This window comes from Arthrobacter sp. NPDC055585 (assembly GCF_053619115.1).
The window spans coordinates 20,889-34,767 of record NZ_JBSHIT010000015.1; the positions used below are offsets into that span (position 1 = coordinate 20,889).

A 13,879-nucleotide genomic window follows, 5' to 3' on the forward strand; every position below is an offset into this window, starting at 1 on the left:
AGCTCGTGGGTGTGTTGCTCAAAACCCCCTGGCCACAGCAGCCGCAGCCGCGAGCCATGCCCGCTGCGTGGCCGGCTGCAGGGAGTCGTAGCGGATGGGGCCGTTGACCAGGGCAGGGTCGTAGGGGATCCGGACGACCGAGCGGACGTGGGGCGCGAACCCGTCTGCGATTCGCTGGGCCTCTGCCTTGGCACGCTTCAGGGCTTCTCCGCTCATGCTGCGTTTGGAATCAGTTGATTCAGAAACGATGACGACGGCGTTCGCTGCGAGCTCGGCGTCGTGGCCGCCGCGGGATTCAAGGGTTTGGAGGGTCAGGCGTGCTGCTTCTGCGCGGTCCTCGATGGCGGTCACAGGCACCACGAGCTGGTCCGTGTGGTGGATCATGCGCCGCCAGTTCGCTGCCCTGGCCGTGTTGCCTGAGTCCATGACGATAAGCCGGTAGTAGCGGGTGAGCACCTGGTGGGCGATGTCCACTTCCTCAGCTGTTACCTCGTGGTCTCCTTCTTCGTTCTCGTCGGAGCGCAGGACGTCGAATTTGTCTGAAGTCTGGTGGTGGACGAAGCGTGCGATTTCGGCTGCGTTGGTGCTGGGGGAGAGGAGCGTCTGGGAGGAGTCGATGAGGTCCAGGACGCTGTTGCTGTGGCCGCCCTGCTCGGTGCGCCAGCCCAGGGTTCCCTGGGATTCGTTGTTGTCCCAGGCCACGGTGGCGGCTCCGCTGTAGCGGGCCAGGATGGCAGAGAGCATGACGACGGTGGGTGTCTTGTTGGCTCCGCCCTTACGGTTGACGACGGCGACGGTGCGGGGGCCTGGCCAGTGCTGGCTGACGGTGCGGATGTCTTCGCGTTCAGCGAGTTCTTCGGCTGAGGGTTCCATGCGGAAGCCGAGCCGGCTGAGAGTTCCTCGCCAGCCCCTGGTTGCCGGCTCCAGGACAGGAGCGCTGACCAGGAACGAGGTGTCTTTCAGGCTCCTCCGGGTCTGCTGCGGGGGTTCTGCGGGTGCTTCGGCAGGGGGAGCCGTTTCTGTCTTCGTGGGGACTGTAGCGGGCTGTTCCATGGCTTGTGGCCGCTTTCTTTCCGGTGTGGGTTCGGTGTCTTTCCGGGCCGGGATCTGCGAAGAGGTGATGATGCCCGCGGGGGTAGCCGGTGTGGTTTTCCGGCGCCGGGGAGTCTTTTCCTTGCCCGGTTCCTGGGCGGCGTGGTTTGGGCCGGCTTCTTCTACGGTTCCGTCGGGGTGGATGATCAGCGGCCATTCGCCCTCAGGATCGCTCATGGCTGCCCGCAGACTGCGGCCGAGCTTCGCTGCCGCGCCGGCGACTATCTCGACGGCCGCTGCGCGGGCGGTTGAAAGGTCGGTGGTCTGGATGGGATGGATGCTGCCGCCGATTCTGACTTCGCCGGTTCCGTCTTCCTTGATGATGGCTTCCACTTTGGGCCACTCTGCTGGTGCGGTGCTCATGTGAACTCCTTCGGTTAGTAGGTGATACCGACTTCGGCGAGGAATGAGGCTGGGTCAACGGGGTCGCCGCTGACGTGGACCTCAAAGTGCAGATGGCAGGCAGTGCTCATTCCGGAGCTGCCCACCCGGGCGATCATTTGTCCGGCTTCGACCTTGTCTCCGACCCCGACGAGGATGCCGTTGGAGTACATGTGGACGTACCAGGTGACCACGCCACCGCCGTGGTCGACCTCAACGATCCAGCCGCCGCTCAGGTCTTGGAAGACCTGGCTGACGGTGCCGGCCTGCGCGGCCCAGATCGGTCCTTCGCAGCCGCCGGCTTCCAAATCGATGCCGTAGTGGAAAGCGGGTGTGGGTCCTGCGGGGGTGTTGATGACACCGCGGGGCCCGTATCCGCCGTTGAGCGGTCCGGCTCCGGGCTTTGCCCATCCGTTGAGGTTGACTTCTCCTGGGACGGTCTCGCCTCCGGCGCAGACGTTGTTGCCGTTGCCTTCCCTCAGTCCGGTGTCCGTGCCGGCAAGGTACTCGACCACTTCCACGGCGAACCGTAGTAGCCCCCGGCGCTTTACTCAGCGATTCCTGAGTTTCCCTTTGATTTTCACCTTGATGGTGATCCTCACCGTCAGCGCCGTGAGCACCGCAGCTATCAGAAGGGCTGTAGGGTCACTCGATGACACAATCGTGGTAACCACGATGGTCTGGTCCGTAAGGACGGGCAACACGAGCATGAAGTTCCAATCGTTTGACGTTGTGAGAACACAACCGCTCTCCCTTATATCTATGCGGCGTCATTTACGACGGGTAACAGTCCGGTGCTCAACATCGCTGTACAAGCCACTGTTACCACTGGAACTTCCCCAACTTTTAACGTCGATCCAGCCCTGCGTTCTGGATCTGCGCGGAACGGGAGCTGCGTCCCTTACGAGCCCTCGGCACCTTCGACTTGGCACCTGTCACGGCTTCAGTCGCCGGCTTCGCCTGACTCACATCGGCTCTCATCCGCGTTGCCACCGTCTGCCCGTCGATGCCTCTGGATTCAAGATCCCGCGCTGTCCCCTCACGGCGTTCGGCACTGTCGTACACGGCTCGTCCGTCCTCCCGGATTGCTCCGGACCGATCTCCGGCGGCCTCAGCTTCGGCTAGCCGCTGGGCCTGGATGTCTGGGTCGTGCTCATGCTCGGCTGACAGGCGCACTTCGTCGGCTCGGCGGTCTTCCTGATCGGCCTGATTCAGCAGCAGTTGAGCTTCCGCTGCTTCCGTGGCGGCACGGTGGCGTTCGGCGTCTGCATCAGCACGGTCGCGTTCTGCCTTCTGCATGGCGGCGCTGACGGCTGCCGGGTCGGCGTCGGTCTTGTCGACGTCCAGGTTGTAGCGGCTTCGGAATTCGTTTCGCATGGTCTGTTCTGCGCGGGCTGCTTCCGGATCCTCCCGAGTCCAGGCACGTGCGACCTGGTAGGTGTGAGCCATCTGCTCGGGGGTGGCACGGTCCCACCATTCCGGGGTGTGGACTCGTGACATTTCCAGCTTGGCGGTCTTTCGTTCGGCCTCGAACCGGTCCTGCATCTCCCGTGCCGCCTGCTCGCTGACGGTCTGCGCCTTCCGGGAGGCTTCTTCCCGGGCTCTGGCGAACCTCTCGGCGATTTGTCCGGCTGCCGTCACCAACACGCGCAGCTGACCTTCGAAGGCTTCCTCGATCCCGTCGGTTTCTTCGGCCATGGTCCCTCTCCCCTCATCGTTCCGGACCGCCGGTGGCGTCCGGTTTGGTGGTGTGCCGTTCAGTGGATGGTTCTCTGGTTCCTGGCAGCACTAGGACGGCATCGGGTGCCGCCGCTGGTACTGGAATCCAAAGGGTTAGCTCCTGCCGAGATTTCCCAGCTCAGTGTGTGCTCCCCGAGAGCTGCGGTTCTCACGCACTGTTGGGCTGTTGCGGGTCCCAGCTGGTTTTATGGCCTCCGTGGCTGGCCGTGCCTGGCTAATACCCGCCAGGTCTGCTGCATAGCTCCGGTGCCGATCCGGCAGTGGGCGGGCAGCAGCTTGGAGACGTTCCGTCTCCATTCCGGCGGAGAGGACGCCCTGCCGAGCTTCGGGGATTCTTTCGAGGCGGTTTGCGATGGTCCCGATCCTCCACTGGCCATCGTCCGTGAGCGCATCCCAAACAAGGCTGCGTCCTGAGATTTTCGGTCCCACCACGGATCCGGTTTCGCCGTTATGGTCTCCCTGGACGAAGCGGACGCGGTCGCCCTGCTTGAAACCCTTCCAGAGCCGCTGTTTCTCCGGGCTTGAGTCCTGTGCATCACGATCTTGAACGCTGCCGGTCGTTGCCTCGATGCGGTCTTTCTCATCCATGATGGTTCTCCCCTCATCGTTCCGGGCCGCGGGTTGGGTCCGGTTTGGTGGTGTGCCGTTCTCTGGACGGTTCGATTGCGTTCGGCACCGGGGACCCGGAAGTCGCCGGTCTTCCTTGCCCAGCGCGGAGTCGGTCGAGCATGGCCTGGACCTGCGGTTCCAGGACGGGGTCCCGCCGGTCCGTGAGTGTGGCCGTGCCGGCGGCCTGGACGGCGGCTGCCGCACCGGGCTGCGGCATCGCGTCGCGGACACGGACCAGGCGGGCACGGGTGTCTTCAGCCAAGAGCTTCGCTTGGCGGACCTGCTGTCCCGCGACGGCCGCGCTATGGACTGCCTGGGTGACGCGCAGCAGCTGCCTGATCATGGCCGCCTGCGCCACGGCTCCCTTACCGCTGTGCATGGCGCTGGCCAACAGCATGGCGGTTCCGGACAGAGCCGTTGTTCCGGCTTTCTGCGGGGATACTGTCCGGCGGAACGTCTGTGCCGAGCGGGACAGCGCCTCCGCGGCTGCCGCCAAATCTCCTGGAGTGTCTTCTGTGGCGTTGGACCAGGCTGCCAAGGCTCCTGCGGTCTGGCGGGCGACGGTGGCCCAGGTGTCCCGGTCGTTGACGTCTACGGCGCTCAGGCGGTCGATGAGTTCCCCGAGCTGAGTCGTCTGTTGCTCCCAAGCCTCGGGGGCGATCTCCTGCGCCTCCCGTCCGGCACGGACGACCCTGCGCCCTCTCATCGCAGCGTTCCATTCAGCAGCGGCTTCCGTCGCGCCGCCGGGGGTATCCGGCCAATTGCCGCGCAGCCGGGGAAGGCTCAGATCCCGGCCGAGATGCAGCCCTCCATACCAAACAGGCCGCTCCCCATAATGGGGGCGTTCAGCCACCGAGTAGCCGGTAATAACGTCAGTCCGGTTCTCCGCGAAACGCGGCCTCAGGATGCAGCCGCTGCGCCTCAGCCGACGCACGAACTCTGCTTCGCTCTCACTCGCGGCAGCGGCAGCCCGTACCTTCAAAGCCAGGTCGTCGCGCGGCTGGGTTTCACGCAGCTCGGCAGCTACATGGACTGCTTTTTCGGCCTTTGTGAGGTTCTCCCAGGAGGCAGGCTGCTCACCCTCTGCGCGCTGCCGCTCGTACTTTGCCCTGGCACGCCGGCGAGCCACCGATTCGCGTTCGGCCGGGTCATAGCCACGTGTAGCCCGCTCGGCCTTGACCGACTCCAGCTGCTCCAGGCCGTACTTCACTTCCAGTGCCCGCGCAGCAGACTGGGAACGACGGAAGTCGTTATGAATAGATGCCTTGGTGCCGTCTTCCCGGACGAGGTTTACCGCCAAGTGGATGTGGTCGTTCCCGTTCTTCGACACTCCGTGCCGCACCGCGACCCACCGGCAGGGCGCTTTCGTCCCCTCGTGGTCATCAAAGCCCATCGCCTGGATGAAATCGTTGGCAATGTTCTGCCACTTTTCATCCGTCAGCAACCCCTCCTCGGCACGAATCGACAAAGAGCAGTGCCAGACGTGCCCGCCGTTGACGTTCACACCGTACGCGCTGCGCGGCCGTTCCAAATGACGGGCGATGCCCAGCGCTGCCTCCCGGTCCAGCTCCGCGTCGTCGTGCCAGGCGAGCAACGCCTGATCCCCGGCGATCAGGTGAGGTTCGGTGTGTTCGTTGGTCTTGCCCGGCCCGACCAAATACATCATCAGACCCGACATGCGTTCACCTCGGACGATGTTCGGATTCATTGCCCGAAACCCAATCCGTCGATGGCCCGGTCAATCCGGACAGCGACTTCACGGACCTTCTTCAACGTCGCGGCGGTTTCGGCCTGAACCTCTCCTGTTGCGTTAGTGGCCCGCGCGATCTGGTTCACGTTATTGGACACTGCGGCCAGCAGCCGGTGAAGCGCGAAGAGCTCAGCCATGGCCTGCTTGCGTTCAGTAGGTGTCTCACCGGCAGCTGATGCCAGCGCTGACTCAACGAGGAGCCGGGGAACAGTGACGTGCTGGGCCTCAGCCAGGCGCAGCAGCTGCGCTTCCTCTTCCGGGGTCACCTTCACCCGGTGATCGTGCTGCCGGCCGCCCTGCACGTTGGCACGCCGGCGGCGGCCAAACAGCCGGCCTTCGGACGGATGCCCCATGCCACTTCCCTGCCTTTCGGCCCAGCGCAGCGACCCCGCCCCTGCGGCGGGGACCACACGCACAGTGTGACCCACGACCGGACACACGTCCAGAGTGGCAAGCGACTTGGGGGACCTAAGTCTATAGCTTGCTCCGCGGCTCCGCGGACGAACGCGGAGAGCGGTCCCGCGGCTCTACCGCCTGCGGGGAGCTTCGCTCCTGCCACATTGACCGGCTGCGCCGTTCCGTTTCGGCTTTGGAGGGTACTGTCCGCCCTTCTCTTGGCAAGCCTGCGCCGGCGGCTTTCGCGGCATATCCTCACTCGCTTCGCTCCCTCCGGTATTCCACGCTCCCCCGGCTCCGGCTGGCCAATTCACTTCGCGGCCAAGATGTGACGGCTTTGCCGAAAGGAACGGTGGCAAAGAGAAAAGGAGCAAGCCCGTGAACCAGCTCATGACACCCCAGCAGGTGGGCGCCGAATACGGCGTCACCGTCCAGGAACTAGCCGAATGGCGACGCCGGAACATTGGTCCCGACTACTACGTACTCGGCACACAGGTCATCCGCTACCTGCCGGAAAACGTCGATCAGTGGTTCCGCGATCCGGCTAACTCACGCTGGCATGACCTCCCGGCAGAGGCCTTCCCCGAAGGACTCGGAGAGAACGCCGCTGAATGGTTGAGCGTCGAGGTGCATCGTCCGCTCACCTGGTGGCGTGCAACGCCGGAACAGCTGGGCACACGGGTCGCTGATCCCGACCACGGCGCGTTTCCCCGCTGGGAGTCCTACGACCAGGACTGGAAAGCTATCGGGAGGACCATTCAAGACGTCGGGGATGCCCTCGCGGCAGGGGCCGGTCAGGACGTTCCTGACCCGGATGGAAGTATCCGTATTCGTGTTCAGGATCCGGGATTGTCCGATCTTGAACTCAAGATCGTGCGGTCATGGTTCAGCCCTGGCGAAGCAGTAACGATGGACCCATGGGACAGCGGATGGTCCGATGGCAGGCACAGAACCTGGCATGCCGCGGCCGCGCCCGCGGGCGGCATACTCCTCCCCATTCGGGGCAACATTCTCGGGTTCGCCAATGCCGCCGACATTCCGTTCCTCGGCGAGAACTGGAGCGAACAGTTTCGTGCCGGCCTGCAGCGCTTGAAGCAGCAGACCTGGGTGGATCAGACGGACCCTGTAAATCGTCAGTTCCAAGAGAGTCTGGTACTCGCGGCAGATCGAAGGATCCCGCCCGTGCTGCCGTCGAATGTCACCTCCTCTCAGGGCATGCGGCCCGCGTATGTGGAGGCTAGTTTTCCCTCGGGTCTCGGTGGACCGAGTACACAGAACACACGATTCCCTGCCGCTGCTGAACTGCCGTTGGCCCGTGCCTGTCGGGACATCTCCCCGGGGCCGGATCATGCCCGGTAGTTCGATCGCGGGGTCGAAAGAACTCATCGAGTGACTTGGGATCGGTGACGTGGACGGCCGCGATGACCGAGCTCATGCCTAGCGCTTGGACACGCCGCGCAACTTCCTCAGCGGCAGCTTCATTGCTCTGGTAGCCAATCAGGACATCGTGCCCATCCGCAGCCAATCGTTCAACGATGGCTGCGCCGATCCCGTGGGAGCCACCAGTAACAGCGGTAATTGCTTGAGAACTTCCCATAACCTCATTCTCACCGTAGCGAAGAGAGGACCAAAATTCTCGGGACCTCAACCATCTTGGTTGATGAGTTGAAGTTAGGGTTCGCATATGCCGAATACCGTCGAAGGATCAGTTCACACTGCAGAGTAGGCTATTTTGAGCGTAAAACGCAGTCGCTTGATACGGCCTCGGCCGCCCGCGACATTCTGGCACGACTCCCCCGGCGAGAATGTGAGTCGCAGCGGTAAACGGCATGGTTTTGCAGCGGATTGTAGCCGAGTGCCCAATCTTCCAACCAATGCTCGTCGGGCATATGGCTACGCGTCGCCTTTTTGAGCCAGTGCTGAAGGCAGGAACTTGTCGACGTTCAAAGTCGCGTACGCATCCTCTCGGAGAATGGCCTGAGCAGTAGCGCCATTAGCCACACCGCGGGGGGAGGATCAGTCCGAATGTGAGTCCGTCGATTCGCGTCATTAAGGCTGTGGTCGACCGGCGGATCCTCGTCTTCTCCAGTGCTCCCTCACGAGCAAGAACGGTCAGCCACCCGGACGCCCTGTCCCGGGTCGTGGAAAGCACTCCTTCGTACATCGCTTTTCCAAGCGTGGTTGAAGCAGGCCCTACGGCGGACGCTACGAGAGCGAACCATCCCTGAGCAGGGCCCCGGTGTCCTCATCTACGGGCAGGAACTGCATCAGAAATTCCGCGAGGCGTTCTGCTGGTGGCAGAGGCTGATCAGTGATTCGCTCGTCTCGCAGCTCAAGGGTCAGCGCACTCTGAGCAATCGCGGTGCTGAGCGCTTCCTGGCTGGGAAACCAATACCGCATGGTGCTTGCTCCTATGCCGGCGCGGGCGGCAACGGCCCTCACACTGGCAGCGGTGAAGCCTCCCTTAGCCACGAGAGCCTCGGCCGCGTGCAGCTGTGATTCTGGCCGGCGCCTGGTGGCTGGTGGCTGGTGGCTGGTGCAGACTACGTTGTAGACCCTACTTCCAGCGCTTGCTCCGAAGCTGCAGCGGCGACGACGGAGGGAGCCCCGTGATGTCCATACGTCGGCCGCTGCGGCGCCGTCGCGGACAGCGACGTTGGGCCCCGGTACTTTGCAGCTTGGGCAGTAGCCCATGACCTCTTTCTAGGGGCTTATCTGACTTCAAAACGCGATGGTGCGAATACCAAAATAAATAGCCGCGCTGAGGGGACAGATAGTCCCTGACCGTACTTCGCCGCACAGATGACTCGCCGGATTTTCACTCCGCTAGGGACAGGGAAGTCATTCGATGCTATTTTGGCTTCAACACGTCAGAAGCGGGTTAGCGACGGCCCGCACAAAAAGTTGCTGGGGAGTCAAATGAAGTCTCAAAGTCTGTATCCGCGCACCCCATTTACCGCGGCCAAAATGACCGCAGCTTTCTTCGGCGTATCCATGTTGCTCTTCGCGTCTACTGGCTGTTCATCCGATATGGAAGCAGCGTCTCCCCTCGACATCCAAGCACTCGCTGAGCAGACCACGCCCTTCCAACAAGAGATCTTGAAGGATAACGCCGTGTCTTATCCCGAGTATGAAAAGGCACTTTTAGCACAGCGGTCCTGTGTTGAAACCGCAGGGGCCACTGTTGGTGATCTCGTCGATACGGGTAACAACGAGAAAACCTTCAGCTACGAAGTCGTTGCAAACACCAAGGAAGACGCCGATCGGATCAATCTGGCCGCTGATAAATGTCTGGAGGAATACCTTGTAGAGGTCGGGAAGGTTTGGGCTTACCAGCAGCTGCTCTCCCCTGAAGAACACGACAAGCAGCGTCCTGACGTTATCCAGTGCCTCAAAGATGATGGCATCCCCGTAGAAGATAACGCATCGTACGACCAGATTCTTGAGGCTGTCAGCACCCCCGAGAACGTCGATAAGGCAGAACGGTGCATCCAGAAGTACCCGGGTTATTTCTACGTGGCTCCGACCGAGAGTGAGCACGCGCATTCGTAGTCCACGTCGCTCCCCGCGGTCCTCGCCTCATGGATCTAAGCGAACAGGTCCTTGGATTTTTCTTGCGATCCTTTTCTTAGTGCCTCTTCTGCTACTCGCCTATGGCGTTTGGACCATGAACAATCCACCTAAAGAGCTCACAGCGACTCCAGCTCCGGTAGGTATAGATGTGGAGGCAGAAACCTTTCAAGCCTCAGCGGACGTGGAACTGAAGCTAACATGGCACGACGGCGTCTCAATTGTCTCGACTGGGTGGCAAGGAATAATAACTGAGGTTGCAGAAGTACCCGATGGTGCCATCACCTCGGGGACCAAAGTAGTGCGTATTGACAATTCATGGAAGGTTGCAGCAGCGACTCCGGCACCTTTTTACCGGCCTCTGACGTCGGGAGGTGTCGGACCAGACGTCGCCGCCCTAAACGATTTTCTTGCTTCTCTAGGTTTCTCAGCTGGTTTCGGACCAACTTGGAGCAGCTACACGGAACGCGGCGTTACCGAACTTGCTGTTGAACTCGGAGTTCCATTACCGAAAAATGAAGCGCCTACGTTTGATCCGAGTTGGACGGTATGGATACCCGCCGACCCCTTTCCCGTGGCGGTCAGCGAACTCCAAGTAGGCGCGCCGGCGCCGGCACAAGGAACGATCGTCTTAAAAGGGGTGAACACCTTGCGGTCCCTCGCGATGGATGACCCGCAGGGCGAGCTATCCACACAGACTGAAGGAAGCTCCACGATTCAGATCGGGGCTGAAGTCTTCGAGTATAGCGGGGATCCGCAGAATCCTGTCGAAAACATCGCGGAGCTTCGTTCGGTCATTCCTGGGGCGCCAGAGACATTCCCTGCAAAGATCAGCTTCGTGTCTGCCTCAACGGGCCACACCGTGCCGGTCTCTGCGCTGGTTACCGATAAATCTGGACGCAACTGCGTATTTGTCGAAGATACAGAGAACAATTGGTCGCCGAAGCTCATCCAAGTCGCTGGGGGGGAAATAGGCAAGGTTCGGGTCGTAGGACTAGGCGACAATTGGAGTACGGTTCTCGTCAATCCTCAAGATGCAATGGCCGTTCGAACATGCAGTTAGATGTAGTTGGCGTCTCTTATATGGTCCCGGGACGAAGTGACTGGCTCATTAAAGAACAAAGCCTATCCTTCCACCCCGCTTCTCTGACTGCGATTATGGGTCCGTCTGGTTCTGGAAAATCGACCTTTTTGAATGTAATCGGGCAGCTTACCAAACCGGCGAGCGGACGGGTCCTGAAGCGATCGGTCGAAGACACACGTGTTACTCACGCGATTCCTTACGATTTTTCTTGGATACTTCAATCAAATGCCGTGCTGGCCGGTCGCACCGCCGAGGACAACGTTATCGTGGGCCTTCTTGCAGAAGGTCACACGCATAAGTCTGCAAAGGTTGCCGCCCGCGATACTATGGAAAAACTCGGCCTAAGCTCAGTTGCCAGGGTCTCCGTAGCTCTGTTGTCGGGAGGCGAGATTCAGCGCGTGACCGCGGCGCGCTGTCTTCTTTCAAGTTCGCCCGTCATTCTTGCGGACGAACCCACAGGCCAACTCGATCGACGCAGCTCACTCGCGGTCGTAGAGGCGCTTCGGGTAGCAGGTAACACCGGGAAAATCGTCATCATTGCCACGCATGACAATGCAGTAGCTGAGCTGTGTGATACGGTCTTCGATCTCACCGAGGGAACGCTGCGCTTACGAGAGTCATCCATTGCGTAGCTCTGTTGTGCTGGCTGAGGCGTTCAAAGGTACTTTAGCTAGACCATTTCGAACGGTATTCTCGGTTCTTATAGTCGCGTCATTACTTGGAATTGCCATGTGGATTGAGTCTGGGCACGTCTCGCAAACTATCACCAAGGTGCATGAAGGAATCCAATCGGGGTCCGAGGTGATCATCGTTTCTTCTGAAGCTGGTTCTATACGTGCAGATGACTGCATGCGACTTGTGTCGCGCGAAGATGTCATCGCCGTTGGGGCAGTTAATTCGAGAAGGGTAGTTTCCTCGCCCCGGGCTCCTACCACGCCGTTCCAGCTTGTCAGCGTGAGCCCCGGATATATAGATGTAATAAGCTCTGCTCCACCCCCAGATTCGCCGGATATTTATCTAGGGCCTGTCTTGGCTGAAGAATTGGGAGTTCGCCAGGGAAACCAGCTGGATTTGATCGGGCAACCCCCGCTTAGCGTGCAGGCAGTCCTTCGAGACATATCAAGAGCCCCGATGCAAAGTCGCTGGGCGTTCACGAACGAATGGCCTGGGTCGGAGGTCCTCGAATGTTGGATTGAGACGACACCGGATGCGAATGACGCTTTCAAACAGGCTGTACCGGCAATATTTGCAGAAGATCAGGATCTTGCGATCGATGTAGCTGCAAGGGAAGCAAATGATCCGCTGGCGACCTGGTCCGAACGCTTCACAAAGTGGTATTGGATCGGTTCGAGCTTCGTCGCTGCCGGCTTGATCGCAATCAATATGCTTTCGAGGAGAAATGAATACGCGTTGTATCAAGTACTTGGTTGGCCTCGGGTACAGGTACTCCTCATAGCGGTGATTGAACATCTATCTATCGTCATGACGGGGGCGGTTCTTGCGACTCTTACCGTGATCGCGGCTCAAGCTACTTCCCAACTTCTCTCCGCCATCAGTCTGGGCTGGGCGCTCCTTCAGTTGCTGTTGTCTGCTTCGGTCCTTTTCAGCACGATTCCGCTCCTTGCCTTCCTTGCGACACAAGGAAACAAAAGTATCTTGGTGAAAAACCGGGACTGAGCCTACCAAATCATGGAGACCACAAGAAGAGAGTCGCTAGTTACCGCGCCGAATAACATCTTGGTAACAAAGGGCATGATGTGCTTCGTTTGGGGCTTAAATATTCCGTTGCTTTTTGTTAGCGTCCCCTTTAATGGCTCTTCACGGTTCGTGGGGAATTAGATTCCCGGATGAGTGTCATGCCGCCGTCCGGACGGCACTTCTCAAGAGGATAACGGATCTGTAGTTGGCAGGATTGCGGTACCCGCGGGCCGTGCGTTTGATGTGCTTGATAGCGGTGTTGTTAGCCTCGACCTTTCCCGTGGTGGCGCCGGTAATGATCAGCACCTCGATCTCGTTCCACCACCGGCAAACAGTTCGGTAGAGCCTGTTCGTTTCCGGTCGTGCTGCGGCCTTGACCAGTTCCTCGAGTCTGGTTTTCGCGGACGCAGCGTCTTCCAGTGATCCTGTGCGCAGCAGGGTCCGCACCTGTTCCTTGATGGTCCAGACGGCCTGCAGTGTTCCGGTTGGATCATCGGCCGTGAATACTTCTTCGAGCCGGTGGGCTGCCCTTTCGGTGAGCATGTTCCCTGCCCGCAATAGCAGCATCCGGTGCGCCCAGGCCTTGTCCACTGCCCGGCCACGGCGGCCCTTGACCTGCTGGGAGAGGTTCTGCCGGGTCTCAGTGAGCGCATGGTTGGCCAACGAGATCAGATGGAAGTGATCAACCGCGACCGCGGTGCGGGGCAGCCACATTCTCAACGCTTTGCGGAACGCCGCGGACGGGTCGATCGCCACAACCTGCACGCCCAGGCGCCATGCCAGGGGCCGGGCGAGAAGCCAGTCCCCAACGCCCTTGTGGTCCCTGCCGTCCACCACGCCTAGGACCTGTCCGGTATCGAGGTCCACGATCGTGGTCATCCAGGGCTCACACCGGGTCCAGGACTTTGTGGCCGGATCCTGGAAATAACGCACGGACCGGAAACGGTGCTCATCAATACCCAGCATCCGCGGGCTGAGCGCATCCACGTCGGGCAGCCGGAGCAGGGAAGCTTCATTGAGTGCGGCCCGGACCATCCACCACGACACGGCGAAACCGGCAGCTGTCTCTGACACGGCCCGGCCGGAGCGGATGACTGCGTCCACGAGGTGGTTCCGCAGCCGGGTCGTGGACCGGGCACGGTACGGGACCTGATCCGTGGATTCGAAGAAAGACAGCCGTACGCAGGCCGGTTCATCGCAGTGCCACCGGTATTTGGACCACAAGACCTCCACCGGACCGGCGACCGGAATATCCCGCAGCCGTTGCAACCGGCGTTCCTTCCTCCGGACGGCAATGACCCCGCAGCTCGGGCACCCAGGCGGTTGATCGGTTTCCACAATGACCTGCCGGCCCCTCGGCGTGAGAGTCGTTGCAATGACACGGTAATCGGGCAGGTTGAAAAGGATAGTCGCAGGGTCGGCGGTGACACCGGTAGGCTCGTTCAAGGGCTCGTGGTCCTGTTCCAGGTTGAATGCTTAGACACACTCATCCCAGCAGGGCCACGGGCCCTCCTGTCTTCAACGACACGAACTCAATTCCCCACGAGCCGCGAAGAGCC

General features: G+C 60.8%; 12 protein-coding genes and 1 pseudogene. 5 read left to right on the forward strand and 8 right to left on the reverse strand.

Features of this window, described 5'->3' with window-relative positions:
• Positions 1 to 18: 18 nt before the first annotated feature.
• The 5 genes from ACWGQ2_RS18035 to mobC form a co-directional block, all read right to left on the reverse strand.
• Positions 19 to 1,455, reverse strand: a complete 1,437-nt coding sequence (locus ACWGQ2_RS18035) for a chromosome partitioning protein ParA (protein ID WP_452019614.1) — start codon at positions 1,453 to 1,455, stop codon at positions 19 to 21.
• A gap of 14 nt (positions 1,456 to 1,469) precedes the next feature.
• Positions 1,470 to 1,994 (reverse strand): M23 family metallopeptidase, encoded by a 525-nt coding sequence (locus tag ACWGQ2_RS18040; protein WP_452019615.1) that lies wholly within the window; start codon positions 1,992 to 1,994, stop codon positions 1,470 to 1,472.
• Between the two features lie 325 nt (positions 1,995 to 2,319).
• On the reverse strand, positions 2,320 to 3,171 hold the full coding sequence (locus ACWGQ2_RS18045; protein WP_452019616.1) for a hypothetical protein: 852 nt from the start codon (positions 3,169 to 3,171) through the stop codon (positions 2,320 to 2,322).
• 643 nt (positions 3,172 to 3,814) lie between these two features.
• Positions 3,815 to 5,500, reverse strand: coding sequence for a relaxase/mobilization nuclease domain-containing protein (locus ACWGQ2_RS18050; RefSeq protein WP_452019617.1), 1,686 nt, complete (start codon positions 5,498 to 5,500; stop codon positions 3,815 to 3,817).
• A gap of 26 nt (positions 5,501 to 5,526) precedes the next feature.
• Positions 5,527 to 5,925 carry a plasmid mobilization relaxosome protein MobC gene (gene mobC, locus ACWGQ2_RS18055; protein WP_452019618.1) on the reverse strand — a complete coding sequence of 133 codons (399 nt, stop codon included), beginning with the start codon at positions 5,923 to 5,925 and terminating at the stop codon, positions 5,527 to 5,529.
• 421 nt (positions 5,926 to 6,346) lie between these two features.
• Here mobC and ACWGQ2_RS18060 point away from each other — a divergent pair, with 421 nt between their 5' ends.
• On the forward strand, positions 6,347 to 7,327 hold the full coding sequence (locus tag ACWGQ2_RS18060) for a hypothetical protein (protein WP_452019619.1): 981 nt from the start codon (positions 6,347 to 6,349) through the stop codon (positions 7,325 to 7,327).
• A 73-nt stretch (positions 7,328 to 7,400) separates the two neighbouring features.
• Here the strand turns inward: ACWGQ2_RS18060 and ACWGQ2_RS18065 are convergent.
• A pseudogene (locus ACWGQ2_RS18065) lies at positions 7,401 to 7,652 on the reverse strand (SDR family NAD(P)-dependent oxidoreductase); the annotation flags it as partial.
• Positions 7,653 to 8,173: 521 nt separating this feature from the next.
• Positions 8,174 to 8,662, reverse strand: coding sequence for a TetR family transcriptional regulator (locus ACWGQ2_RS18070; protein ID WP_452019620.1), 489 nt, complete (start codon positions 8,660 to 8,662; stop codon positions 8,174 to 8,176).
• Between the two features lie 162 nt (positions 8,663 to 8,824).
• Here ACWGQ2_RS18070 and ACWGQ2_RS18075 point away from each other — a divergent pair, with 162 nt between their 5' ends.
• The 4 genes from ACWGQ2_RS18075 (at position 8,825) to ACWGQ2_RS18090 (ending at position 12,299) form a co-directional block, all read left to right on the forward strand.
• A complete protein-coding gene (locus tag ACWGQ2_RS18075) occupies positions 8,825 to 9,520 on the forward strand; it encodes a hypothetical protein (protein WP_452019621.1) in 696 nt (231 codons plus the stop codon).
• 169 nt (positions 9,521 to 9,689) lie between these two features.
• The gene (locus tag ACWGQ2_RS18080) at positions 9,690 to 10,601 is read left to right on the forward strand and encodes a hypothetical protein (protein ID WP_452019622.1); all 912 of its coding nucleotides are present in this window, start codon (positions 9,690 to 9,692) and stop codon (positions 10,599 to 10,601) included.
• Positions 10,592 to 11,254, forward strand: coding sequence for an ABC transporter ATP-binding protein (locus tag ACWGQ2_RS18085; RefSeq protein WP_452019623.1), 663 nt, complete (start codon positions 10,592 to 10,594; stop codon positions 11,252 to 11,254). Before ACWGQ2_RS18080 ends, ACWGQ2_RS18085 begins: the two co-directional genes overlap by 10 nt.
• Positions 11,247 to 12,299 (forward strand): hypothetical protein, encoded by a 1,053-nt coding sequence (locus ACWGQ2_RS18090; RefSeq protein ID WP_452019624.1) that lies wholly within the window; start codon positions 11,247 to 11,249, stop codon positions 12,297 to 12,299. Before ACWGQ2_RS18085 ends, ACWGQ2_RS18090 begins: the two co-directional genes overlap by 8 nt.
• A gap of 177 nt (positions 12,300 to 12,476) precedes the next feature.
• Here the strand turns inward: ACWGQ2_RS18090 and ACWGQ2_RS18095 are convergent, their stop codons facing one another.
• On the reverse strand, positions 12,477 to 13,766 hold the full coding sequence (locus ACWGQ2_RS18095; RefSeq protein WP_452019603.1) for an ISL3 family transposase: 1,290 nt from the start codon (positions 13,764 to 13,766) through the stop codon (positions 12,477 to 12,479).
• Positions 13,767 to 13,879: the final 113 nt, after the last annotated feature.